The organism is Vibrio sp. 947, from assembly GCF_033339115.1.
Classification (GTDB): Bacteria; Pseudomonadota; Gammaproteobacteria; order Enterobacterales; family Vibrionaceae; genus Vibrio; species Vibrio alginolyticus.
Map to the genome: position 1 here is coordinate 35,276 of NZ_JAWOTX010000015.1, position 24,487 is coordinate 59,762.

22 protein-coding genes are annotated in these 24,487 nt (G+C 43.8%); 6 read left to right on the plus strand and 16 right to left on the minus strand.

Annotated features, from left to right (window positions below; translation table 11 throughout):
• The first annotated feature begins 244 nt into the window (after positions 1 to 244).
• Positions 245 to 505: a 30S ribosomal protein S20 gene (gene rpsT / locus R7Q39_RS18085; protein ID WP_005381938.1), complete on the plus strand. Its 261-nt coding sequence runs from the start codon at positions 245 to 247 to the stop codon at positions 503 to 505.
• 304 nt (positions 506 to 809) lie between these two features.
• Here rpsT and R7Q39_RS18090 read toward each other — a convergent pair whose 3' ends face one another.
• A complete protein-coding gene (locus tag R7Q39_RS18090; RefSeq protein ID WP_005381940.1) occupies positions 810 to 1,118 on the minus strand; it encodes an ArsR/SmtB family transcription factor in 309 nt (102 codons plus the stop codon).
• Between the two features lie 288 nt (positions 1,119 to 1,406).
• Positions 1,407 to 2,297, minus strand: a complete 891-nt coding sequence (gene nhaR / locus R7Q39_RS18095; RefSeq protein WP_005381942.1) for a transcriptional activator NhaR — start codon at positions 2,295 to 2,297, stop codon at positions 1,407 to 1,409.
• A 386-nt stretch (positions 2,298 to 2,683) separates the two neighbouring features.
• On the opposite strand from nhaR, the gene R7Q39_RS18100 reads away from it, so the two are divergent.
• Both R7Q39_RS18100 and R7Q39_RS18105 read left to right on the plus strand, forming a co-directional pair.
• Positions 2,684 to 3,829 (plus strand): Na/Pi symporter, encoded by a 1,146-nt coding sequence (locus tag R7Q39_RS18100; RefSeq protein WP_025768431.1) that lies wholly within the window; start codon positions 2,684 to 2,686, stop codon positions 3,827 to 3,829.
• A gap of 147 nt (positions 3,830 to 3,976) precedes the next feature.
• Complete coding sequence (locus R7Q39_RS18105; protein ID WP_053306894.1) at positions 3,977 to 5,119, plus strand: flavohemoglobin expression-modulating QEGLA motif protein; 1,143 nt, start codon at positions 3,977 to 3,979, stop codon at positions 5,117 to 5,119.
• A gap of 70 nt (positions 5,120 to 5,189) precedes the next feature.
• On the opposite strand, the gene R7Q39_RS18110 is transcribed toward R7Q39_RS18105, so the two are convergent.
• The 5 genes from R7Q39_RS18110 to rppH form a co-directional block, all read right to left on the minus strand.
• A complete protein-coding gene (locus tag R7Q39_RS18110; RefSeq protein WP_005381947.1) occupies positions 5,190 to 6,041 on the minus strand; it encodes a thymidylate synthase in 852 nt (283 codons plus the stop codon).
• A gap of 9 nt (positions 6,042 to 6,050) precedes the next feature.
• Positions 6,051 to 6,872, minus strand: coding sequence for a prolipoprotein diacylglyceryl transferase (gene lgt, locus R7Q39_RS18115; protein WP_005381948.1), 822 nt, complete (start codon positions 6,870 to 6,872; stop codon positions 6,051 to 6,053).
• Between the two features lie 87 nt (positions 6,873 to 6,959).
• A complete protein-coding gene (locus R7Q39_RS18120) occupies positions 6,960 to 7,751 on the minus strand; it encodes a sulfite exporter TauE/SafE family protein (protein ID WP_005385965.1) in 792 nt (263 codons plus the stop codon).
• A 6-nt stretch (positions 7,752 to 7,757) separates the two neighbouring features.
• Positions 7,758 to 10,004: a phosphoenolpyruvate--protein phosphotransferase gene (gene ptsP / locus R7Q39_RS18125; protein WP_005385966.1), complete on the minus strand. Its 2,247-nt coding sequence runs from the start codon at positions 10,002 to 10,004 to the stop codon at positions 7,758 to 7,760.
• A 2-nt stretch (positions 10,005 to 10,006) separates the two neighbouring features.
• Positions 10,007 to 10,528 (minus strand): RNA pyrophosphohydrolase, encoded by a 522-nt coding sequence (gene rppH, locus R7Q39_RS18130; RefSeq protein ID WP_005381953.1) that lies wholly within the window; start codon positions 10,526 to 10,528, stop codon positions 10,007 to 10,009.
• 619 nt (positions 10,529 to 11,147) lie between these two features.
• Between rppH and mutH the strand changes: the two genes are divergently transcribed.
• Positions 11,148 to 11,828: a DNA mismatch repair endonuclease MutH gene (mutH, locus tag R7Q39_RS18135; protein ID WP_017821501.1), complete on the plus strand. Its 681-nt coding sequence runs from the start codon at positions 11,148 to 11,150 to the stop codon at positions 11,826 to 11,828.
• Positions 11,829 to 11,843: 15 nt separating this feature from the next.
• Here mutH and R7Q39_RS18140 read toward each other — a convergent pair whose 3' ends face one another.
• A complete protein-coding gene (locus R7Q39_RS18140; RefSeq protein WP_005381772.1) occupies positions 11,844 to 12,155 on the minus strand; it encodes a DUF6482 family protein in 312 nt (103 codons plus the stop codon).
• 154 nt (positions 12,156 to 12,309) lie between these two features.
• On the opposite strand from R7Q39_RS18140, the gene R7Q39_RS18145 reads away from it, so the two are divergent.
• Positions 12,310 to 13,344, plus strand: a complete 1,035-nt coding sequence (locus R7Q39_RS18145; RefSeq protein ID WP_318076517.1) for an NADP(H)-dependent aldo-keto reductase — start codon at positions 12,310 to 12,312, stop codon at positions 13,342 to 13,344.
• Positions 13,345 to 13,475: 131 nt separating this feature from the next.
• Here R7Q39_RS18145 and R7Q39_RS18150 read toward each other — a convergent pair whose 3' ends face one another.
• From R7Q39_RS18150 to xerD, 7 genes are all read right to left on the minus strand, one after another.
• On the minus strand, positions 13,476 to 13,727 hold the full coding sequence (locus tag R7Q39_RS18150) for a hypothetical protein (protein ID WP_005381776.1): 252 nt from the start codon (positions 13,725 to 13,727) through the stop codon (positions 13,476 to 13,478).
• Between the two features lie 529 nt (positions 13,728 to 14,256).
• The gene (gene vpsR, locus R7Q39_RS18155) at positions 14,257 to 15,591 is read right to left on the minus strand and encodes a cyclic-di-GMP-binding transcriptional regulator VpsR (protein ID WP_017635067.1); all 1,335 of its coding nucleotides are present in this window, start codon (positions 15,589 to 15,591) and stop codon (positions 14,257 to 14,259) included.
• Positions 15,592 to 15,834: 243 nt separating this feature from the next.
• Positions 15,835 to 17,352 carry a lysine--tRNA ligase gene (lysS, locus tag R7Q39_RS18160; protein ID WP_005382861.1) on the minus strand — a complete coding sequence of 506 codons (1,518 nt, stop codon included), beginning with the start codon at positions 17,350 to 17,352 and terminating at the stop codon, positions 15,835 to 15,837.
• Positions 17,353 to 17,386: 34 nt separating this feature from the next.
• A protein-coding gene (prfB, locus tag R7Q39_RS18165) for a peptide chain release factor 2 (protein ID WP_100068604.1) occupies positions 17,387 to 18,485 on the minus strand; the annotation gives its coding sequence in 2 pieces (ribosomal slippage) (positions 17,387 to 18,409 and positions 18,411 to 18,485; 1,098 coding nt in all).
• 173 nt (positions 18,486 to 18,658) lie between these two features.
• Positions 18,659 to 20,398 carry a single-stranded-DNA-specific exonuclease RecJ gene (gene recJ / locus R7Q39_RS18170; RefSeq protein ID WP_017635068.1) on the minus strand — a complete coding sequence of 580 codons (1,740 nt, stop codon included), beginning with the start codon at positions 20,396 to 20,398 and terminating at the stop codon, positions 18,659 to 18,661.
• 43 nt (positions 20,399 to 20,441) lie between these two features.
• Positions 20,442 to 21,230: a bifunctional protein-disulfide isomerase/oxidoreductase DsbC gene (gene dsbC / locus R7Q39_RS18175; protein WP_005381786.1), complete on the minus strand. Its 789-nt coding sequence runs from the start codon at positions 21,228 to 21,230 to the stop codon at positions 20,442 to 20,444.
• Positions 21,231 to 21,289: 59 nt separating this feature from the next.
• On the minus strand, positions 21,290 to 22,207 hold the full coding sequence (xerD, locus tag R7Q39_RS18180) for a site-specific tyrosine recombinase XerD (protein WP_005381788.1): 918 nt from the start codon (positions 22,205 to 22,207) through the stop codon (positions 21,290 to 21,292).
• A 157-nt stretch (positions 22,208 to 22,364) separates the two neighbouring features.
• Here xerD and fldB point away from each other — a divergent pair, with 157 nt between their 5' ends.
• Complete coding sequence (gene fldB, locus R7Q39_RS18185; protein WP_005381790.1) at positions 22,365 to 22,883, plus strand: flavodoxin FldB; 519 nt, start codon at positions 22,365 to 22,367, stop codon at positions 22,881 to 22,883.
• An 85-nt stretch (positions 22,884 to 22,968) separates the two neighbouring features.
• Here fldB and brnQ read toward each other — a convergent pair whose 3' ends face one another.
• Positions 22,969 to 24,279, minus strand: coding sequence for a branched-chain amino acid transport system II carrier protein (brnQ, locus tag R7Q39_RS18190; RefSeq protein WP_005381792.1), 1,311 nt, complete (start codon positions 24,277 to 24,279; stop codon positions 22,969 to 22,971).
• Between the last annotated feature and the right edge of the window lie 208 nt (positions 24,280 to 24,487).

Below are 24,487 nucleotides of genomic sequence, written 5' to 3' on the forward strand. Positions count from 1 at the left end.
TAAATAGACGTCAAAAATCTATCCGCGGGTTGTAAGGAATAAGTGTGCCTTTCGCGGATAATTATTAGCATTGGTATAAAAATGCTGTTAGAATCCCCGCCATCTTAACCGCGATAACCTCTCTTACCAAAATTTGTTTTGGCTTAGATCGGTTTTTGCACAAATCATTTGACATTTAAGCGCAAATGAGGGATATTCCTCGCCCTTAAATTGTCACAGAACTAAGTTTTTGGGAGTTAGACCCTTGGCAAATAGTAAATCTGCTAAGAAGCGCGCTATCCAAGCTGAGAAACGTCGTCAGCACAATGCTAGCCGTCGCTCAATGATGCGTACTTACATGAAGAAAACTGTTGCTGCTATCGAAGCAGGCGACAAAGAAGCTGCAACTGCTGCATTCGCTGTAGTTACACCTATCCTAGACCGCATGGCAACTAAAGGCCTTATTCACAAGAATAAAGCAGCTCGCCATAAGTCTCGTTTCGCTGCACAAATCAAAGCTCTTTAATAGAGTCCTGATTTTACAGTGAAGAAAAAACCGACCTTGTGTCGGTTTTTTTATATCTACAAAATTTTCTTAATAAAAAAAGCTGGCAATGCCAGCTTTTCTTTTTCTGAATGTCCCATTTAAAGACATCAGCTTATTCATTACCCATATAACGCTCAAACTAGAAAGCACTAATAAAACACTTGAGAACAAAGCAAATTGGTCGATGAGTAGTACCCTATCATCAAAAGTTTAACGCCACTCTCAAATATTCCAACAAGTTAGATTCACACTCTAAGATGAGCAGTATATTAGGACTATTTAATTAATGTTGAGCACTCTCAGCACAATAAAGACTATGCAGTGTTTTTATTAACGCTTTCACTTCATCACTCTTTAATGTGTAGTACACCGTTTGTGCTTCTTTCCTTGTCGTGACTAACTCATCACGGCGAAGCCAAGCAAGATGCTGAGATAATGCCGACTGGCTTAGCTCTAACTTTGCACACAGCTCTCCCACGGACAGCTCTTGGTTATGCAGCATACAAAGGATTTGTAGGCGTCTCTCGTTTGCCATCGCTTTGAGCAACACGACGGCTTTTGCGGAGTTCTGCTCCATTTCTTGTAGATTCATGTGTTGGACCTCTAGCTACAACTTACTTATTCCAACCCTGGCCAGCTTGTTGTGTTGCACTGATTTATATATCTAAGAAAATCAAGATACACTTCCAGAGTCTTCATTATTAGAACCTCTAATTTAGTTGTTAGTGATACACCAATATTATCCACCAAGGATTTTAATTGGTGCGCCATCAATAATTAATAGTTTTGCTCACTAAAACAAGTATCTTGCTTACTTAGATATTATTTAGAATTATATTTTTATTGATAGTAATCTATTTATTTACGCAACGATACGGGTTTACTCAAACATTTGACTGAAATCAGCATCACAAACATTTTTTACCGCGGGGTGTTGGATCATTCGTTCCGCAAAAATCACGTAGTACTCTTCTTTTAGCCCATCGACATGGCCAATTAGCTGTAAATTTCGGTCGTCTTCAATCTCCGACATGTATACGGTCGGTGCCAAGAAAATCACATCATCGTGGTACCGAGCAAAAGCTTTCATCAACGCAACATCATCAAACTCCCCTAGCACATTGGGTTGAAGGCCTTGACGATCAAACCATTGAATAACTTTACGCCCCATAGCCGTTCGGCTCGCGGGAATCAGAAGTTTTTTTTGTTCCAAGATCTCAGGGAATCGCACATTTTCAATTTCAGAAGAAGCAAAAAAGCTCATGCTACTTTCACCCAACTTTTTGCTATAAAGGCCAGGACTTTGAGTAGAATCAACGGGACAATCCGAAAGGATCATATCTAGCTTGTGCTGAGAAAGGCGTTCAAGTAGCAGTTCGTGGGTCGATTCATAACAGCGTAAATGAATACTGTTATCTTCCGGGACGGTCGTCATCAGTACTTTACTGACCAAGCGTTTAGATAATGCATCGGCTACACCAACTTCAAATAGAATGTTCGAGTGCTGGCTGTAATTGACGATATCTAACATCTCATAGCTCAAACCGAACATCCGGTCGGCGTACTTAAACACAAGCTGACCTAACTCAGTGGGCTCAACTGTACGACCATTGCGCTTGGTTAACTTTCCTTTCATGCGCTCTTCAAGCGCTTTAATCTGTCCTGTCACGGTTTGCGGTGTCAGGAAGAGCGCGTCAGCCGCCTTAGTTACAGAGCCCTGTTTGCACACCATCCAGAAATAATAGAGATGGTTGTAGTTTAGATGTGACATGATCGAGTCCCGAAAAGAAAGTGATACTTTTTATACCAAATGTGACAGAGACAAACAATAAACTCGACAAAACCATACAATACCTTACAAAAGTATAAGTTTTACCGAAAGTATAAAGTCAACACTGTCATAAAAGTTGAACTGAGGCGCATTTTCTCTACAAAAAAAACGCAAAAATCAAATAAAACGAAATCAAAATTTAACCATTAAAATCAATAGGTTAAAAATTAATTTTCTTCCTCTTTTACGCCATTATCAAAAAGAACAATAAAAATCTCTCACAGCAAGAAATCTGTAATATTACTGAAATATTTATTCTCTAACATCGCCCGCAGATTCAACTACAGACCGAAAAATGAACTGAAAGGTCAACGGAGAAAATTATGATGAACCAAGCTACTTCAACAGTGGCACCAATTTCGAGCACAGCTCGTTGGTTACGCTGGGCTAACTTGGCATTCATGTTATATCTGCTTCTTCTAGCAGTATCTATGGTTGGTAGTGGCTTTAAATGGGCAACTGGCGATCAAGCTAAGGTGCTATTTGAATTTGCCGCACACCCAGTTGCAGGTCTAATGATCGGCTTGGTGGCAACAGCCTTAATTCAGTCTTCAAGTACTGTAACGTCTATTATTGTAGGCTTGGTTGCAGGTGGCTTACCTGTAGAAACCGCTATCCCTATGGTGATGGGTGCTAACATTGGTACCACAGTGACCAATACGCTTGTGTCTCTTGGCCACGTGCGCTGTAAAGAAGAGTTCAAACGTGCATTTGCAAGTGCAACCATTCACGACTTCTTCAACTTGCTTGCTGTCGCTATTTTCCTTCCGTTGGAAATGATGTTCGGCATTTTAGAGAAAGTTTCTCACTGGCTTGTTTCTCCACTGCTTGCTACTGGTGATATGAGCATTAAAGGCTTCAACTTTATTAAACCAATTACAAAGCCAGTCGTAGGCGCAATTAAAGAGCCACTTTCTACCTTCGGTGATACTGTTGGCGGCGTCATGCTTATTGCTTTGGGTATTGCGACTATCTTCGTTGCAATCACAGTGATGGGTAAATTGATGAAGAGCCTAATGGTTGGTCGCGCACGTGAAATTTTGAAAAACGCCATCGGTCGTGGTCCTATTCACGGCATCGTATCAGGCTCAATCGTGACCGTTCTAGTACAATCTTCCTCAACCACGACAAGTTTAATGGTTCCGTTGGTTGGTACTGGCGTGTTGAAAGTACGAGATATCTACCCTTTCACTCTGGGTGCTAACATTGGTACTTGTATTACGGCACTACTAGCAGCGACAGCGGTATCTGGAGAGTTCGCAGTATTCGCACTTCAAATCGCTCTAGTCCACTTAGTATTTAACATCATGGCGACGCTGTTTATCTTTGGAATTCCATTCCTACGTGAGATTCCGGTTAAAGGCGCTGAGATGATTTCTGAAATGGCTATTAAGAATAAAGCTGTTGTTGGTGGCTACCTAATGTCAGTATTCGTTATTCTACCAGGTGCGATTCTAGCCCTAACAACGTAACAACAACGACATACCATCGCTTATTGTTTAGGCTCCACATCGTGGAGCCTTTTTTATGATAATTAAACTGTTCAAATCGATTGTCCGGTGATAATTTGAGCCACATCAGCATGCTTATGCTGAGCTATCTCATTTGGAGTCGACAACATGACGCAGCTTAATGACGCTATTTCTGATCAGCTACTCGCAATAGACGAAAACCTAACCCAACTGGTTGCTGATATTGATATCCTCAGTAGCGTGAATCCTCTTAATTATGCTCAAGAAAGAGAACGTTTCATTAAAAACAAATATTCTCAAGAGCCTAATTTTCAATATTCAATTACTAATGTAGATACTCACAGCGCAAAGCGACGTCTATATGAGCTACCTCTAGAAAACATTCAAGACACCCAATTGCAGAGGCTGTACGCAGATGTAATTCAGTCTTATGCAGATAAACTGGATCAAGTGAATACCATAGGTACGCAAGAGTTTCTTTATAACTCCTTACGCTATTATGGGGAACCGAGCGCCAAAGATATTGCCAACGCCCATTTCATATTACACCTTCCTACAGAAGAAGAAAAAGAACCTCAGCACGATAGCCGTGCAATAGCACGTTTCATGCAAAATTTTGCTCAACGCAATGGGTATGAATGTGAAATACAGGTGTTGGACGGGATGTTAGCAAACGCACTAGTTTCAGGATCTCGAGTCAAAATTAACCACGCGGCGTACATCACCACTGATGAGCTGGAGGCTCTTGCACATCATGAAATGGGAGTACATCTCCTGACTACGCTTAACGGTCGTCAACAACCGCTAAAAGTCCTGAGCTTAGGTTGTCCTGCCAATACCAACACTCAAGAAGGGCTGGCTATATTATGTGAGTATCTGTCAGGACATTTCAGTATCAAGCGCCTAAGAACCTTAGCCTTACGAGTTCTGGCAGTAGAGTCGATGATCAAGGATCGCGATTTCCGCCATACGTTCATGCTATTAAAAGAACAGTATAAAGCTTCTGATCTTCAAGCATTTACAACGACTGCCCGAGTCTATCGAGGTGGAGGTTTAACGAAGGATTACTTGTATCTTAGAGGATTCCGAGAGGTGCTCAATGCCTATGATAAATTGGGCGATGACTTTTCACTATTGTTGTGCGGGAAAACAGAGCTGAAGTACTTTGAGCTTATCCGTTCATTAGTGAGTAAAGAAATATTCACTCAACCTAAGTTTATTAGCCCGGCACTGTCCACACCGATGCAGACCAACCCAATTCACCGTTATATTGTCAGTGCACTAAAATAATACCTTCTAAGTACAAAAAAGAAAAAAGCTCCATTCGGAGCTTTTTCTATATCTTGAAGAACGATACTCGTTACACTGAGAATGGGTAACGAATAGGATCGTGATGCTCGTACCCTTCAACCCAAAAGTCATCCAGTGTGACCCAAGTTTCCAAATCTTCTAGAGATTTAATCTCTGGGTTGATATGGAACGTCGGCGCTTTTAATGGCTCACGCTTCAACTGAACATCGCGCATCAGTTCAAGCTGGTCTTCATAAATGTGAGCATTCACAATCTTATGAAATGCCTGACCAGGTTTCTTGCCCGTAATTTGCGCCATAATCGCCAAGAACACGTAAACTTGAACCATATTGAAGTTTAAGCCAAGCGGTACATCACACGAACGCTGAGTACTATTCAGGTAAAGCGTATCATCCAGCAATGAAAAATGGTGACTGTACATACAAGGACGCAAGCACCCCATGTGGAACTCACCCGGGTTGTAGAAGTTCAAGATTTCACCGCGGTCATCAACGCCACGCGTTAAGTCATCCACTATCTTACGTAGCTGGTCAACATGACCACCATCAGGTTTCGCCCAGGCGCGCCCTTGAACCCCATAGACACGGCCCATGTCGTCTTCACCTTTACGGTATGGGTTATTCAACCAGGCATCATTTAGGTTGGCATTGGCATCCCAGGTTTTCGTGCCCAGCTTACGAAAATCTTCCGCATTATCGTAACCACGAATATACCCTAATAGCTCTGCAACGGCCGCTTTCCAAAAACTTTTACGTGTGGTGACCAACGGAAATTGATTGTTCGCAACATCGTAGGTTAAATCCGCGTTGATTACGGTCAGGCAGCGCTTGCCTGTACGCTCATTTTCAACCCAAACACCTTGGTCAACGATGCGTTGACACAAATCTAAATACTGTTTCACACCAATACCTTACTTCGTCTTTTGTGGTAATTCGTCTTTGTAATGACCACGTTTGTATGCCCAAACCATCATGAGGACACCGATAACCACCATTGGCAGGGATAAAATCTGTCCCATGGAAATAAAGCCACCGAATAAACCCAAATGAGCGTCTGGTTCGCGCACGTACTCAACTAAGAAGCGGAATGTACCATATCCAGCTAAAAATAGCCCTGAAACAGAACCTAGAGGACGAGGTTTCTTGATGAACCAATTCAAGATGAAGAAAAGTACGATACCTTCAAGCGCCATTTCATAAAGCTGCGATGGATGACGTGGCAGTGGACCGCCATTTGGGAAAACGATCGCCCAAGGCACATCCGTTACTCGGCCCCACAACTCGCTGTTCATGAAGTTACCTAAACGCCCCATACCCAAACCAAATGGCACAAGCGGCGCGATAAAGTCAGCAACACCGAAGAAAGTTCGCCCGTTTTTGTGTGCATACCAGAACATCGCAGTAATCACACCCAGTAAGCCCCCGTGGAAAGACATACCACCGGTCCACACTTTAAATAGATACAAAGGGTCAGCCAGGAAGAGCTCAAAATTGTAGAAAAGCACGTAGCCTACACGGCCACCAATCACCACGCCAAGGAAGCCTGCGAACAACAAATCAGAAACCTGCTCTCGTGTCCAACCACTTCCAGGCTTATCCGCACGTCGGTTCGCTAACCATAGAGCAAACATAAAGCCCACAAGGTACATCAAACCGTACCAACGAACCGAAACAGGACCAATAGAGATTAAAACCGGATCAATATTGGGAAATTCAATATATCCCTGAGACATAAATCATTCTCTTCTTATCACAACAAAATAAATATACCCAAGTAACCTCTAGATGCTTGGTTCAGCGAGAATGACTTGGGTACAAACTTAGAGCAGCATGGTCGCTGCAACAAACATTAAGAACACCGCGAATATCTTTTTTAATACCGCAGTTGGAAGGTTAGTTGCCAGCTTCGCACCCACTTTTGTTGTGAGCATCGAGGCCATAGCAATAGCTAATAAAGCAGGAAGATAAACATAGCCAATACTGTATGAAGGTAAGCCTTCCACTTTATAGCCATGTAAGATGAAGCCGATCATACCAGAAATAGCAATCACGCAACCACAAACGGAGGATGAACCCACCGCTTTACGCATCTCTATCCCGTGTTTATTTAGAAATGGTACCGACAGTGAGCCACCACCAATACCAGCAAGGCTTGATACGACACCAATTCCCGTGCCGTAAACTACAGTCACAGGGCTGCTCGGCATAGGTTTACTGCTCGTAACTTTAATGGAACGAAACATTTGTACTGACAAGCAAAGAACAATGACACCAAACACTTTCGGCAAATAGTGTGTAGGGATCCACTCAGCAATATTGGCACCAACAAAGCCACCAATGACCACACCAGGCATCAACCATTTTACGACAAACATATCGACATTGCCGAGCTTAAGGTGATTCATCGCCGATGAGCCAGACGTGACAATAATACTCGCTAACGAAGTGGCTAAGGCCATGTGCATACTCATTTCTGGAGAGATCCCAGCAAGAGGAAGCAAATACAACAAGGCAGGAACAACAATCAAACCACCACCGATACCGAGTAACCCCGCCATCACACCCACAAAAGCGCCTAGCGCCAACAATAACAAAAATAAAGAGACGGTCACGATTTCCTACTTTTTACCTGCACGGATAAAGCCTGCAAAGCCCTGTTGAATGAAAAAGTCATGCATCATTTGATGAATGTCCTCCCCATAGGACTTTGTCATTGCTTGCTCCGCTAATTTTTCTAATTCTTCTTGTTGGCTATGACGAATCAAATATTTCACCTTAGCCACATTGGAGGTGTTCATACTCAAACTGGTATACCCTAACCCAAGTAAGAGAAGAGCGCCAAATGGATCACCCGCTAGCTCACCACAAATACACACGGGCACCTGATATTTATCACACACCTCATGGATTTGCTTAAGCGCTAACAGTACCGCAGGATGCATAGATTCATAGACATCCGCTACGCGCGAATTGTTCCTATCTACCGCTAATAAATACTGAGTTAAATCGTTTGTCCCGACAGAAACAAAATCAACACGGTGAGCAATCGTTGGCAACAGATACACCATCGATGGTACTTCAATCATGACCCCAATTTGTGGGAATTGAATTCTATCATCAAGCAAAACGGCTTCGCTGTGAGCTTGATTAATCAAGCTAATGGCATCGTCTAGCTCTTTTACCCCTGACACCATTGGCAATAAGATACTTAAGTTTCCGCTTTCTGCACTCGCTCTTAACATTGCACGCAGCTGGATCAAGAAAATGTCTGGATGATCCAATGTAAAACGAATGCCACGCCAGCCTAGAAACGGATTATCTTCTTCGATGGGCAAATACGGCAAAGGTTTGTCACCACCAATATCCAAAGTACGCATCACTACTCGTTGATTCGGATAGCTGTTAAGTATTGCTTGGTATTGATGATACTGCTCATCTTCCGAAGGAAAGTGATGCTGAAGTAAAAATGCAATCTCAGTTCGGTACAACCCAACACCATCAACACCTGTGTTGATGGCAATATTACTGTCTGCACTGAGTCCCGCATTCAGCATAATTTCGATATGGTGATTATCTTGCGTAACCGCAGGGAGTGCGAGGTCCTTGTTTACCATGGCAAACAATTCAGACTCTTCGCTTACTAAGCTGCGATACTCTCGCAACAACTGGCGGTTTGGCTCTAAGAAGATCTCACCCGTATAGCCGTCGACTATCCCGAGTTTGCCATTCACCACATCCGGATTAATGTTGGCGCCCATGACTGCAGGGACCCCAAGAGCTCGAGATAAAATGGCAGCGTGAGAGTTTGCGCCTCCCTCTAATGATACGACGGCTAACAAGAACTCTTTAGGTACAGAAGCGAGCAAGGTGGCAGTGAGTTCATTCGCCACCAAAATAATGGGACGATCAATTGCAGAATTTTCTTGCTCGCTGTTGTGCAGAAAATAGAGCAGCCTTTGCCCTAACTCTCGGATATCTTGCGCTCTTTCACGCATGTATACATCCGACATTCTGGCAAATCGATTCGAGTATGACTCTACAACTTGGCGTAACGCCCAGTCTGCCCTGTCTCCTTTTTCAATCTGCTTCTTCAAATCACCGCGAAGCATCGGATCATTCAGTAAGTGAGTAAACAGATCGAAGATCGCCAGCGCATCTTTGTTGATTTCACTGTCCAGTTTTTTCCGCATACGGCGAAAGTCATTTAACGCTCGCTCTATGGCCACCAGTAGTGTCTCGTGCTCGCGTTCCTTATCTAACGTGGACGAAGGGAAAACATCCGATAAACTCGGCTGGGTATTGTCGAACCAAAACTCTCCAATCGCGACACCAGTAGACGCAGGCAAACCTTTTAATACCGTGGGTTTAGATGCTAACTGCCAATGCCCAAGATTCTGCGCATGTGCAATGAGCACCGCTAACTGAGCGGATAAGGTAACAAGAAACGATTCTTCCATTTCACTAAACAAGCGCGGTGTTTTTTGTTGGATCACCAACACACCTAAAACTTGTTTACGATGAATGATTGGAGTAGCTAAAAAAGAGTGGTAAATCTGTTCGCCGAGTTGAGGAAAGAATTTGAACTCGGGGTGTTTTGAGGCTTCGGCAAGGTTAAGGGGTTCAGCGCTTCGTTTTACCAACCCAACCAAGCCTTCATTGAAGTTGATATGAATACTATCACCTTCAAAAATAAGGCCTTGAGTTGCCATTAACTCAAGGCGCTGCATTTCTTCATTAGCAAGATAGATAGTACAGCACTCAGTACTAAGGGCAGCACAAGTCTCTTTCACCAATATATCGAGTGCCAGATGCACATCATCGACCCTGGAGACTTTCTCAACTATTTCCCTTAGCTGACTGAGCATGATTATCCTCTACGTTGCTTTTTTCTTTTCCCTTTCGCTTTTCTCTCTCGAAAAGGCATGGCTAAGGATGCAAATTCTTTCATCGCTCGTCGATAAACATCTCGCTTGAAAGAAACAACTTGCCTAACTGGATACCAGTAACTTACCCAGCGCCAACCATCAAATTCAGGGGATTTTCCGCGTTGCATATTAATGCGAGACTCATCGCATTCTAATCTCAGCAGAAACCATTTCTGTTTTTGGCCGATACAAACAGGCTTGGAGTCCCAACGCACCAATCGCTTTGGTAGCTTATATCTTAACCAATGACGACTTGTTGCAATGATCTTAACGTCTTTTTTCGTTAAACCGACTTCTTCGTATAACTCCCTGAACATGGCTTGTTCAGGGGTTTCACCTTCGTCAATCCCACCTTGTGGAAATTGCCATGAGTGTTGCCCGTATCGTTTAGCCCAGAAGACCTGACCATGGTTATTACATATCACAATACCAACATTAAGTCGGTAACCATCGCCATCTATCACTGGCTAACCTCTATGAATAAATTTTTTATTACCGTGATTTTTCCACATATCCCCATTACTAGCAAACTTACTGATGTGATATGAGCAAGATTTATTACCTTTTCAGCATTTTTGGATATCTTTTAATCAAACCATACCTTATCAACACAAGAGTGAGACATTGCCCACATTTATTCACCTTTTCTGTGAATAACTTTGTGAAGAATTCAATTCAAATGAGTAATTCAGTTCAATCCCATCAAATGAAAAACAAATGAATAAACAAAAAAACAAACATAAAACATTGATAAAAAAGTATTTATTTTTAAAAATAACGATAATTCGATCTTCAATTTCTTGATGATCTTTTCACCAAACTCAGATCGGTCAAAGATCCACCAACAGGCTATTTATCCACACTTACCTGCTATTCGTTTAGATGATTACAACAAAATCAACCCCAAAAATGCATTTTAACCCCTGTTTATTCATACAGACCCCGTCAGGATCTTATCAATACCTCCTCCACCTGTGGATAAGTTATGAATTGATCGTTCTTACACCGCCTCGGTGAAATCTTAAACAGTAGATTTGGTCGGAGTTTGATAAACTATATTTTTTGTAATACCACCTTGTAACTATGAAACCAGAACCACAAACAGAAGCAGAGCTATTGGAACGAGCGCATGATATGGCAGGACTCAGTTTTGCTGAGTTGGCCGCCGAGGCGAATATGATTGTTCCTGAAAACTTAAAACGTGATAAAGGTTGGGTGGGTCAATTACTCGAATGGCACTTGGGCGCTCCAGCTGGCAGTAAACCTCAACAAGATTTCGCAAAACTAGGGATCGAGTTGAAAAGTATTCCGATCAGTTATTCTGGCAAACCTTTAGAAACAACCTTTGTTTCTGTGGCTCCCCTCACTGGTGTTCATGGTCTTACATGGGAAACAAGTCATGTTCGAAACAAGCTATCTCGTGTGCTTTGGGTACCCGTAGAAGGAGAACGAGAAATCCCACTCGCTGAAAGACGTGTGGGCAGTCCACTCATTTGGTCACCAGATGAAGAAGAAGAGCGGATTTTGCGAAATGACTGGGAAGAGTTAATGGAGATGATCGTCTTGGGAAGATTTGATCAAATTTCCGCCAGACACGGAGAAGCGCTGCATCTTCGCCCTAAAGCCGCAAATGCAAAAGCGCTCACCGAAGCATACAACTCAAATGGTAAGCCGATGAAAACTCTGCCCCGAGGCTTTTACCTTAGAACACAGTTTACTGAACAGATCTTACTCAAGCACTACATTAACACTCAACCAGAATAAAACCATATCAGCTATTTAGTGCGTCACGAGCGATAACTCAATATCGCAGTACGAGGCTGCCTCTTCAGTGCCACATTCGTCATACGCATTGCGCAGCCTTAAATACGCTTTATCGACCCCTAGCCTCAATAGTTCTTCTTTTACTAAGTCTAGAGAGCCAAAATGTATCGGGTCTTCACCGTCTTTAATCGGCTCAAGTTGATGCTTGTACTCCACAGCTAAAAGATAGTCAGAGACATCAGAACACCCAATCACAAATACTTTGGGAGTTTTATAAGTATCTTTATGTGGACCATGTAGCCACATGTCCAATTGATGCTTCTGCATAACATACCTCCTTCACACGATCATTTAAGTGTAGTTAGGCTAACTGTAGCTTTCGAGTTTGCTCTTCCTTTATACGTAAATCATTTGCGATTGCGGCTAAAAATCCCCTATATTGGAGTCACTTATTTAGTCGGTAACTCTTCAAGGACGTGATATGCAATACACAAAACTACCGCACTCATCACTTGAGATCAGTAAAATCTGCCTCGGCACTATGACGTTTGGCGAGCAAAACACAGAAAAGGACGCCTTTGAGCAGCTCAACTTTGCCCTCGATCATGGGGTGAACTTCATCGATACCGCAGAGATGTACCCTGTACCGCCAAACTCGGAAACACAAGGGCTCACCGAGCAATACATCGGTAATTGGTTAGCAAAAAGCGGCAAAAGAGAAAAAGTAGTACTGGCAACAAAAGTGGCAGGCCCTCGAAATGTTCCTCACATTAGAGACAACATGAGCCTTAATCGTCGCCACATCCATACAGCAATTGATGACAGCCTTAATCGTCTACAAACCGATTATGTCGATTTGTACCAACTACATTGGCCGCAGCGTCAAACCAACTGCTTTGGTCAACTCAACTACCCATACCCTGACAAACAAGAAGAAGTCACGTTAATTGAAACGTTGGAAGCGCTTACTGAATTAGTGAATGCAGGTAAAGTGCGCTATATCGGCGTATCCAACGAGACGCCGTGGGGGGTGATGTCGCTACTGCGTTTGGCAGAAAAACACGATTTGCCAAGAATTGTCTCCATTCAAAACCCATATAACTTATTGAACCGCAGCTTCGAAGTTGGCTTGTCTGAAATCAGCCATTACGAAGGCGTTCAGTTACTTGCCTACTCTCCTTTGGCATTTGGCTGCCTGAGTGGTAAATACCTAAACGGGGCAAAACCTGAAGGCGCTCGATGCACTAAGTGGGAGCGTTTTGCGCGCTACTTCACTCCACAAGGTGTTAAAGCGACCGAAGCTTACGTCAATTTAGCTCAAGAGCATGGTCTAAACCCTGCACAAATGGCGCTCGCGTTTGTCAATCAGCGTCCATTTGTTGCTTCTAACATTATAGGAGCAACAAACCTAGACCAATTAAAAGCCAATATCGACAGTATTGATTTGCAACTTAGCGACGAACTACTTACTGAAATTCAAGCAATAGGTACAACTTACTCGAATCCTTGCCCTTAACAGTACCACCTTCAAACGAAAACAGCTGATCTTCAAGATCAGCTGTTTATCCAATGAAGTCATACTTCATATAAAAAGTTAAGCGTGTTGAATGACTCGTTAGCAACTCAGTCAGTCCAACACGCTAACGATTACGTCATTATTCGCGACGTTAAAACTCGACGAAGGTGACGAACTCGACGTTCAACTTTTACTGCATCCGGAACATTGGCACGTGTAGAACGACCATCGCGATCTAAACCAATATCTCTCAATAGATGAACATTCGTCCATGGAATATCATGAGCAGTTCGGCGTATGGTTCGCTGCCATTGCTTTTCTTCGCGTTTAAGGTCTGCTTTCAATAGCAAAGTGGCCAATTGTAAGTAAATAGAGTGACGCATAATATTTTCTCCGATTATCGATGTATTCGACTGGGAAAAATAGTGCGTAAAATGAACAGAAATATTCTGTTGATACTAAGCCGCTACTTTCCCGCAGCCTAGTAATAAATATGATAGGTTACGGATTAATTTTTATCTTGTGAGCCAGTGGTATTGGTATCATCCGATTTAAGGGTTATCGGAGCGATAGGCATACGATCAGCGCAAGCAGTGGTGTTAACAACGTAATGTTTCATCTTGCGCCTCCTAGCTAAAAATTAATCCGTTTATGAAAGGTATAACTCATTGAGTTACGGTTAAATTGTAAGCTTTGATGAATATATATCAAACATTTTTTGCCTTTTTGATTAAAAACAAATCAATACACCGCAATTTAGTTTCATATACTTTTATGTATAACATATTCACCTGAGGAATATATAAATTTGCGGATTTTATAAATCAAACCAAACAAAAAATAAAAAGAGCAGCTCTGTGGCCACTCTCTTTTATTGTATTTATTCGCCTATTTAACACAGGGAAAGGCCAACTACATGGCTTGTTCGGAAATCAAGTTATGTTTATTAAGTAGTCGATACATGGTTGCACGCGAAACTCCGAGCTCTTTCGCCGCATTTGAAACTTGACCAGAATGAGATTCCAAAACAACCAGCAACGCATCACGTTCACTCTTCTCACGGATTGATTTCAAGCTGCGCTTTGAGTCATTACGTTGAGGTAAATCTAAGTGATGCTCTTCAATCATTACGCTGTCGGACATTAATACCGCTCGCTTCACTTGGTTCATCAGCTCACGCACATTTCCAGGCCAGAAATAACGTGTCAGTGCCTTGAATGCATCCTCAGAAAAGCTTTTTGCTTGCGAGTTGTACTCTTTTGAGAACTCTTGTAAGTAGAAACGAGCCAGCAATGCGATGTCACTCGCACGTTCTTTCAAGCTAGGGACATTGATGCGCAGAACGTTGATGTAATGGTAAAGCTCTTCATTGAAGTCACCGTCAATCAAAGCTTTTTCAACATCTGACGAGTTAGCAGCAAGAATACGCACGTTAACCGCTTTTACGCCATCTTTGGTATCAATGGTGCCTTCTTGCAAGAATCTCAGCAGATTCATTTGCTGCTCTTTTGAAATGGTAAGAATGTCGTTAAACAACACGGTGCCTCCATCTGCTTGTTCAAGCAGGCATGCTTCCATATCTTCATCGGCGTTAATACCAAATACTTCAGCTTGGAAACGTTGTTCATTGAGTGCGCGACAGTTAATTGCCATAAACGGTTTATGAGAGCGTGAAGAGACTTTATGGATGGCCCTAGCAACCGCCTCTTTACCAGTCCCACTTTCCCCAGAAATCAGAATACTGACGTCCGTTGGACCAATGCGCTTCACTTGATCGCGTAAACGTTTCATCGGGATAGATTCACCGATCAAACCCATATCTAAACTGCTACCAAAACTAGGCCAAACTTTTTTCTCCAACTTAAGCATGCCAAGCTGGTGACCTATTGTGCTTAATAACTGTGCATCTGGGATCGGCGCTGTGAAAAAATCGATACAAAAGTTAACAATGAACTGGCATATGGTGTCAGTGCCAAGCTGAGATTCACGAATAAACGCTAACCAACGTACGTGTTTGTGAGAGCTGACTAAGTTCGCCAAACCATTCAAGCTGAACTCGTCATGGCTGAGATCAACAATACCGATACATGGACCAATATCTTCTAACAGCGTATTAGCTTTGCGTAAGTCACCTACTTGGTGACACTTCCAGCCCACTTGCTCCAGTACCGATAACCAAGGCTCATAAGTACCGCCAACTACCACAAGCGATCCCGGGATGGAATCCATCTTAAACTGCCCAGCCATTCTCTAACCCTTTTTCATTGTTAATAGAAATTTTGTGCCACAAACTTATCTTTGCGAGCGGGTAACATTATCGAGACTCCGCCCCCTCACGTCTGTCTCAGTATTAAGACTATGCAATAGATTGAGATTTGGCGAATGTTTATTTGCATATCCCATTAAAAAGCAAATGCAACAACTTGAATTAACTTAACTAAAAGGCAAAAAAAAACCACCCGAAGGTGGTTTTTTACTCATCCTATCGAATTACGCTTGCGGGCGCATTGCAGGGAATAGGATCACGTCACGGATAGTGTGCGTGTTAGTCAGTAGCATAACCAAACGGTCGATACCGATACCTTGGCCTGCTGTTGGCGGTAGGCCGTGCTCTAGAGCAGTGATGTAGTCTGCATCGTAGAACATTGCTTCGTCGTCACCAGACTCTTTCGCTTCAACCTGTGCTTTAAAGCGTGCATCTTGGTCTTCAGCATCGTTAAGCTCTGAGAAACCGTTCGCTACTTCACGGCCACCGATAAAGAACTCAAAGCGGTCTGTAAAGAACGGGTTATCGTCGCTACGACGAGCTAGTGGAGAAATATCTGCTGGGTAACCAGTGATGAACGTAGGCTGCATTAGCTTAGGTTCTGCTGTTTCACCAAAGATCTCTTCAAGAAGCTGACCACATGTCCAGAAAGGTTCTACTTCAACGTGAACAGATTTCGCGATAGAAACCATTAGATCACGGTTTTGTAGGTCTTCTTCTGTTAGCGCTTGGATTTGCGCGTGGTCTGGGTTGTAGTGCTTGATTGCTTCGAACATGCTCATACGAGTGTAAGTACCACCAAACTCAACCGTTTCATCACCGTAAGGCATTGACGTTGAACCTAGAACTTCTTGCGCCACTGAGCTTAGTAGTTCTTCAGTTAGGTCCATCAGATCTTTGTAGTCTGCGTACGCCATGTAGAATTCCATCATTGTGAATTCTGGGTTGTGGCGTGGAGAAAGGCCTTCGTTACGGAAGTTACGGTTGATTTCGAATACGCGATCAAAACCACCAACAACTAGACGCTTCAGGTATAGCTCTGGCGCGATACGTAGGTACATTGGCATGTCTAGTGCGTTGTGGTGCGTGATAAATGGACGCGCACTCGCACCGCCAGGGATAACGTGCATCATTGGCGTTTCAACTTCCATGAACTGCTTAGAGATCATGAAGTTGCGGATTGCAGACATTACTTTAGAACGTACTACAAACGCTTGACGAGAGTCTTCGTTAACGATCAGGTCAACGTAACGTTGGCGATAACGCATCTCTTGGTCAGTTAGACCGTGGAACTTTTCTGGAAGTGGACGTAGTGCTTTGGTTAGCAACTCGTACTCTTCCATGTTCACGTATAGGTCACCTTTACCAGACTTATGAAGTGCACCTTTAACACCGATGATGTCACCGATATCTAGACCTTGGTATTTTTCTTTAAGTACTTTTTGAACCGCTTTGTCAGCATAAGCTTGGATACGGCCAGAAGTTTCTTGAATTACCAAGAATGGACCACGTTTAGCCATGATACGGCCTGCGATTGCTACTACGTGGTTAAGCTCTTCTAGCTCTTCCTTCGTCTTTTCACCGAACTCTTTCTGAAGGTCGCCCGCTAGTGCGTCACGACGGAAGTCGTTTGGATGGCCGTTCGCTTTGCAGCTCTTTCGGATTGCATCCAGTTTAGCGCGGCGTTCAGCAATCAGCTTATTTTCTTCTAGTACAGTTTCGTTTTGAACAGCATCAGTCATTTTCGATGTATCCTGTTTTTGTCGGTGAAAAGCTTTATAGACCTGATTTCAGGCTAGCTTCAATAAATTTGTCCAGATCGCCATCAAGAACCGCTTGAGTATTACGGTTTTCAATGCCCGTACGGAGGTCCTTAATACGTGAGTCATCCAATACGTAAGAACGGATCTGGCTACCCCAGCCAATGTCAGACTTAGCGTCTTCATTAGCTTGTTTTTCCGCATTTTGCTTTTGCAATTCAAGCTCAAATAGCTTCGCTCGAAGCTGTTTCATTGCCTGATCTTTGTTCTTATGTTGAGAACGGTCATTCTGACACTGAACCACTGTGTTCGTAGGTACGTGCGTAATACGTACCGCAGATTCTGTGGTGTTTACGTGCTGACCACCTGCGCCTGACGCACGGTAAACGTCAATACGTAGGTCGGAAGGATTAATGTCGATGTCGATGTTTTCATCAATCTCTGGATAGATGAACGCAGAAGCAAATGACGTATGGCGACGACCGCCTGAATCGAACGGAGATTTACGAACAAGACGATGAACGCCCGTTTCAGTGCGTAACCAACCGTACGCATACTCACCAGAGATGCGAACTGTTGCCGACTTAAGACCCGCGACTTCACCTTCAGAGACTTCAATCACTTCAGCTTTGAAGCCCTTCGCTTCTGCCCAACGTAGGTACATACGCAGCAGCATGTTAGTCCAGTCTTGTGCTTCTGTACCACCAGAGCCAGCTTGCAAATCGATGTAACAATCAGAGCTATCGTGGTCGCCAGAGAACATACGACGGAATTCAAGCTTTTCTAGCTTCTCTTCCAACTCAGCAAGTTCTGGTTCAATTTCGTCAAATGTTTCTTGATCTTCTTCTTCTACAGCCAGCTCAAGAAGACCTTCTACATCTTCCACACCTTGCTCTAGTTGATCAATGGTTTCAACAACCGCTTCTAGTGATGCACGCTCTTTACCCAGTGCTTGCGCACGCTCAGGTTCGTTCCATACATCTGGTTGTTCAAGTTCTGCGTTGACTTCTTCTAGACGCTCTTTCTTCGCGTCATAGTCAAAGATACCCCCTCAGGACATTTGTGCGCTGAGACACGTCCTGCAGACGGTTTTTAATTGGATTGATTTCAAACATGTTTACTCAACATTTTAGAATAGAATTTAACCGAGAAATTCTACTGAAAAATGTGACCGAGATACAGGAAAATTTCGGATGAGAAATCAGATTGCGGTGAGAGAGAGCACGGTCATAAAATTTTACGCCCACTTAGGGGCAACCGTACTCTATAAGAAAGGTTGATCTAGGTATTACTTAGCTTCGATATGGTCGATCATCAATTGCAATGATTGATTACCACGAAATTCATTCACATCCAGCTTATACGCGAGACGTACTGTTTTAACCGATGCATCTGGCCATCGACGTAGATCAACATTGAATGCGATACCGTCGATCATCACATTGGTAGGGTGACCTTTATAAAGCGGCTCTAACATCAATTTAAGATGCTTCTCACCCACCAGCTTTTGATGCAGTACTTTAAACTCACCATCAAAGATTGGCTCTGGGAAAGCTTGTCCAAAAGGGCCACCCGATCGCAGCTGTTCAGCAACATGCATAGAGAACTCTTCCGGCTTAAGTTCGCCATCTGACATGATCACGCCTTTTAGCGCCGCTTCATCGAGTTCCTTTTTTACCACTTCATCAAACAAACGACTGAAACGCTCAAAATCCTGCTCTTTAATCGTTAAGCCTGCTGCCATGGCGTGTCCACCAAACTTGATGATCAAACCCGGGTTTTGCGTGTCGATGAAATCCAACGCATCGCGCATGTGTAGCCCCGGAATAGAACGACACGAGCCTTTAATCGTCCCTTCTCCACCATCAGCAAATGCAATGACTGGACGATGAAACTTCTCTTTAATGCGCGAAGCCAAAATACCAATCACACCTTGGTGCCAATCACGTTGGAATAAGGCTAAGCCATAAGGAAGCTCATTGCCTTCACCAAACTGAAGGCGCTCACAGAAAGCCATCGCTTCTTGCTTCATGCCTTCTTCAATCTCTTTACGAGTCTGGTTCAAGCCATCCAATTCACTTGCCATGCGACGAGCTGCGTGGATGTTGTTACACATCAGCAGTTCAACACCGAAAGACATGTCATCAAGACGGCCTGCTGCGTTAATACGTGGACCTAAAGCAAAGCCAAAGTCAGACGCAACTAAACGACGCGCATCGCGCTTCGCGACCTCAATTAATGCCTGGATACCGGGACGCGCTTTGCCCGCACGAATACGTTGCAAGCCTTGGTGTACAAGAATGCGGTTGTTTTCATCCAATGGAACGACGTCAGCGACGGTACCCAGTGCAACAAGGTCAATCAGTTCCATCAACTTGGGCTCTTGCATCCCCTGTTCTGCAAACCAATTGTGTTTTCGCATATGAACGCATAGTGCCATCATGAGATAAAACGCGACCCCTACACCCGCAAGCGCTTTAGATGGAAAGCTACAGCTCTCAAGGTTTGGGTTCACCATTGCATCCACATCAGGCAACACTTGTCCTGGCAAGTGGTGATCGGTAACAAGCACGGTAATGCCATTTTCTTTTGCGTAACGCACGCCTTCGATTGATGAGACGCCGTTATCCACCGTCATGATCATCTCAGCGCCAAGCTCTAGGGCTTGGTCAACGACTTCTGGGCTTAACCCATAACCGTCTTCAAAACGATTTGGCACTAGGTAATCCACATTGTGACTACCAAGCATGCGCAGCGCGAGTACTGATAATGCTGAGCTTGTCGCGCCATCAGCGTCAAAATCACCGACAACGATGATGCGTTTTTGTTCTTTTATCCCCTGAAACAAAAGATCGACAGCTTGCTCAATCCCCCCGAGTTTTTGATATGAATGCAACCCACGGGCCGACGTTTCTAATTGTGAAAGATCCGTTATCCCACGGTTGATGTAGATACGTTTAAGAATCGGAGGAATGGAATCAGGAAGAAGGGAAAGATCAGGTTCAGGACGTCGTTGAATTTCTATCATGCTTGAAAGAGCCGACAACTTTGCCGGCTCTGCTCCTAATGGATTATAGTTGCTTTAAACGTTTCAATAGCTCTGCAGGTGGTAGGTAGCCACCAACCATTTCGCCATTCGGTAAGAAGATTGCTGGCGTACCAGAAATGCCCAATTGGCGACCTAGATTGTAATGCGCCTGGATGGTTTCTTTACATTGTTTTAAGTCTTTCGCAGGGTTATCAAATGTACGATTCACTTTCGCATTGTGCATTGCCGACGCCGGATCTTCAGCACACCAAATCGTTGCCATTTGCTCTGCCACAGGGCCAGTTGCACCTTGGCGAGGGTAAGCCATGTAACGCACTGTAATACCTAGGTCATTATAGCCTTGCATTTGGCTATGCAGACGCACACAGTAACCACAGGTGATATCAGTGAATACAGTCACAACATACTTTTCATCGTCGGCTTTGTATTCGATCATGCTATCGGAGAACTGAGCAATTTTCTCGGCGTTAAGCGGCGCTTGACGCTCTGCTATGACATCTTTGTAACTGCCATCATCATTAATGGCATAAAGCGTACCAGCGATAAAATGGCTACCATCATTTGAAGCAAACAGGATCCCGCCATTGGTTTGAATTTCCAATAAGCCAGCGACGTCTGATGGTTGAATATCAACGATAGATAAACCAAGCTTTGAGAACTTAGTTTTTAATGCTGCTTCATCAAAGCCGCTTTGTGCAGCTGGCGCCACTTGTTGCGCAGGAGTCTCCGTTTGAGCCTGACTTTCTTCTGCACCACAAGCGGTAACAAAAAATGGTAAAGTCAGCAGAGTTAGTCGGCGTAATACGCTCATGAAATTCACCTTAATGTAAAATCGTTTTTCCAAGAAGACATGGATGAATCTAACCATTGTTATGCTCTTGGGTGGTGTTGACTGTGGATCTGCTTCAATCGTTCAGTCGCCACGTGAGTATAAATTTGCGTGGTCGATAAGTCACTATGTCCTAAAAGCATCTGTACGACCCTGAGATCTGCGCCATAGTTCAATAAATGCGTGGCAAAGGCATGACGCAGTACGTGCGGCGACAGCTGATCAGTATCAATCCCTGCTATCAAAGCATAGTACTTAATACGGTGCCAAAACGTCTGACGAGTCATTTGCCTTGCGCGTTTACTAGGAAAAACAATATCGGATGATGTATCACCAAGTAACGCAGGGCGCCCTTGTTGAATGAACGTCTCGATCCAATCGACCGCATTTTCCCCCATAGGAACCAGGCGTTCTTTACCACCTTTACCTGTCACGCGCACCACCCCTTGGCGCAAGCTAACATTTTCCATGGTCAAACTGACGAGCTCTGTCACACGCAATCCTGTTGCGTAGAGTAGCTCTAGCATCGCTTTATCGCGCAATTCTATAGGGTCATTCGGGTCTGGCGCTTCGAGCAACGCGTCCACTTGTTCTTCACTAATATCTTTGGGTAAACGTTGTGGCAGTTTAGGGCTAACCAAGAGCGCACTCGGGTCATCAGCGCGCACCTTCTCACGATGCAGGTATTGGAATAAACGGCGAATCGCCGACAACATACGCGCACGAGACGTCTGTTTGTAATCTAAATCTACAAGGTGGCTTTGATATTCTTGCAAGCCAGACAAACTGATAAAATCAAGACGGTATCGATGTTTTTCCATCCACACGAGCAGCTTCATTAAATCGTTTCGGTAGGAAGCCAACGTGTTCTCTGATAGGCCACGCTCCATCCACATCGCATCTAAGAATTGCTCAACAAGCGAAAAATCTTGTTGATTGACAGGCTGTTGTGCCGTCATGAATGCTTCCTTATCTGTTTATATTTACAGTATTTAGATTAAAGCACCTGCCAATCCAATACCATAAAAAATCATCCCACATAGGATATTCGCTGCAATCTTCCTCAATTTATGGTTAGAATCTTCCACAACAGCAACACAAATAACGACGCATATAATGAAAATCGGACTCTTTTACGGCTCAACGACCTGCTACACAGAAATGGCAGCAGAGAAAATTCGTACCCTTATTGGTGAAGACCTTGTCGACATTCACAATGTGAAAGAGACACCGTTATCACTAATGGCGGACTACGACTTATTACTCCTTGGCATCTCAACTTGGGATTTTGGTGAAATTCAAGAAGATTGGAACGCGATTTGGCAAGACATCGCGACCACGCCACTGAAAGGCAAAGTTGTAGCGCTGTTTGGCCTGGGTGACCAAGAAGGTTACGGAGAGTGGTATTTAGATGCGATGGGCTTACTTCACGATGAATTACAAGCCACAGGCGCAACCTTTATCGGTTACTGGCCAAATGAAGGCTACGAATTTGAAGCATCGAAAGCACTGATCGAAGATGGCAGCAAGTTTGTTGGACTTGCGTTAGATGAAGACTCACAGTACGAACTGAGTGATGAACGCATCGAAAAATGGTGTGAACAAGTTCTTGTGGAATTCCACGACACGCTTTAATAGCGCAAACACGTCATCATTAAAAAGTAAAAAGCCCGATGAAGTAATTCATCGGGCTTTTTATTATCTTGATAACGCGAAGTGATTACGCGGTTTCTTGTGCTAGTTCTGGGCGAGGTTTCGCGATGAAGAACATGCACACGATAGCCGCAAATGTTGGAAGCACCCAACCCATGCCGACTTCGAATAGTGGCAACATGTTAAACGCAGAAACATCAATACCCGATACTTTTGCCGCATCAACCAACGCAAACAACAGAGATACAAGCAGTACCGCGCGGTAAGCAAAACGTGGATTTGGCAGTTTGCTGCGCACAAATGTTAGTGCAACCAACGCAATCGCCACAGGGTACAGCGCAAACAATACTGGCACTGACAGAGAAATCAGCTGTGCAAGACCAACGTTTGCAACCAATGCACAAACAGAACCATTAATCAGTACCCATTGCTTGTATGACAGTGGTGTTTTCGAGCTGAAGAAATCTGAACACGCAGAAATCAAGCCAATCGCGGTTGTCAGACACGCTAGCAATACGATGACAGACAGAACGATTTGACCGTATGGACCAAACAACGCTTGAACGTATTGGCTAAGCACTAGGCCGCCATTATCAGCACCAGCAGCAACCGTTGCACTCGTCGCACCTAAGTAAAATAGTGAGATGTAAACAAACGCAAGACCAGCAGCAGCAATACAACCTGCATAGATCAGATATTTAGTAGTTGCAGAGCGCTCAGTAATGCCTTTACCGCGCAGTGCATCAACCATCAGCATACCAAACATCAATGACGCGAACGTATCCATTGTGTTGTAGCCTTCTAAGAAGCCTTTGGTCAGAGGCTGCGTTAGGTATTCACCGTGCGCGCCAATCATATCGCCCTGAGGATCAAGGAAGACAGCGACAGCAAGAATGATCAAACCAACGAACAATGCTGGTGTCAGTACTTTACCGATAAGATCGATCAAACGGCCTTGGAACCATGAGAACATCATCGCTGCGATAAAGAAGATCACTGAGAACGCTGTCAGATGCGTTTGTGACGCCTCAAGGAAGAAAGGTTTCACCGCCATCTCGTAAGCCACTAGGCCAGTACGAGGCGCTGCAAACGCAGGACCAATGATGATGAAAATCAGTGCAGCCATAAGAACTGCCGCTTTTTTCGGAAGATCTTGCGTCAAGTGATCCCAAGAACCACCAGCAACAGCAATAGCAACGATAGTAATAAGAGGTAGACCTACCGCTGTTAGCAAGAAACCAAACATAGCTGGCATTAAGTTTTCACCCGCTAACTGACCCGCTAGAGGTGGAAAGATAATATTGCCCGCACCTAAAAAGAACGCAAATAGCATAAAGCCTACTGCGATAATATCTGTTAGTTTTAACGTCTGCTTCACAGATAACCCTTGTCTTTTAATTAATGAATGTTGTGTATGCTTAGACCACTTTTTGTATACCTAAAGTCAATAAGTACACGTGGTTCAATCTATAAAATTTTCGCCGCATAATGACGAAAGACTCATCATTTGGCAACCTTTAAGAAAAAAACACCATATTAATTTAGTTTTCAAACTTAAAAGCAGTGGATATAACCAGATCCAAATA

Excerpts from the sequence above, each read along its gene's own strand:
- mutH (WP_017821501.1), top strand. The coding sequence starts at position 11,148 with ATGAAACCAGAACCACAAACAGAAGCAGAGCTATTGGAACGAGCGCAT.
- R7Q39_RS18105 (WP_053306894.1), top strand. The coding sequence starts at position 3,977 with ATGACGCAGCTTAATGACGCTATTTCTGATCAGCTACTCGCAATAGAC.
- R7Q39_RS18145 (WP_318076517.1), top strand. The coding sequence starts at position 12,310 with ATGCAATACACAAAACTACCGCACTCATCACTTGAGATCAGTAAAATC.
- lgt (WP_005381948.1), bottom strand. The coding sequence starts at position 6,872 with ATGTCTCAGGGATATATTGAATTTCCCAATATTGATCCGGTTTTAATC.
- recJ (WP_017635068.1), bottom strand. The coding sequence starts at position 20,398 with ATGATAGAAATTCAACGACGTCCTGAACCTGATCTTTCCCTTCTTCCT.
- R7Q39_RS18140 (WP_005381772.1), bottom strand. The coding sequence starts at position 12,155 with ATGCAGAAGCATCAATTGGACATGTGGCTACATGGTCCACATAAAGAT.
- R7Q39_RS18150 (WP_005381776.1), bottom strand. The coding sequence starts at position 13,727 with ATGCGTCACTCTATTTACTTACAATTGGCCACTTTGCTATTGAAAGCA.
- R7Q39_RS18090 (WP_005381940.1), bottom strand. The coding sequence starts at position 1,118 with ATGAATCTACAAGAAATGGAGCAGAACTCCGCAAAAGCCGTCGTGTTG.
- vpsR (WP_017635067.1), bottom strand. The coding sequence starts at position 15,591 with ATGGCTGGGCAGTTTAAGATGGATTCCATCCCGGGATCGCTTGTGGTA.
- nhaR (WP_005381942.1), bottom strand. The coding sequence starts at position 2,297 with ATGTCACATCTAAACTACAACCATCTCTATTATTTCTGGATGGTGTGC.
- xerD (WP_005381788.1), bottom strand. The coding sequence starts at position 22,207 with ATGACGGCACAACAGCCTGTCAATCAACAAGATTTTTCGCTTGTTGAG.
- fldB (WP_005381790.1), top strand. The coding sequence starts at position 22,365 with ATGAAAATCGGACTCTTTTACGGCTCAACGACCTGCTACACAGAAATG.
- R7Q39_RS18100 (WP_025768431.1), top strand. The coding sequence starts at position 2,684 with ATGAACCAAGCTACTTCAACAGTGGCACCAATTTCGAGCACAGCTCGT.
- lysS (WP_005382861.1), bottom strand. The coding sequence starts at position 17,352 with ATGACTGATGCTGTTCAAAACGAAACTGTACTAGAAGAAAATAAGCTG.
- dsbC (WP_005381786.1), bottom strand. The coding sequence starts at position 21,230 with ATGAGCGTATTACGCCGACTAACTCTGCTGACTTTACCATTTTTTGTT.
- ptsP (WP_005385966.1), bottom strand. The coding sequence starts at position 10,004 with ATGCTCAGTCAGCTAAGGGAAATAGTTGAGAAAGTCTCCAGGGTCGAT.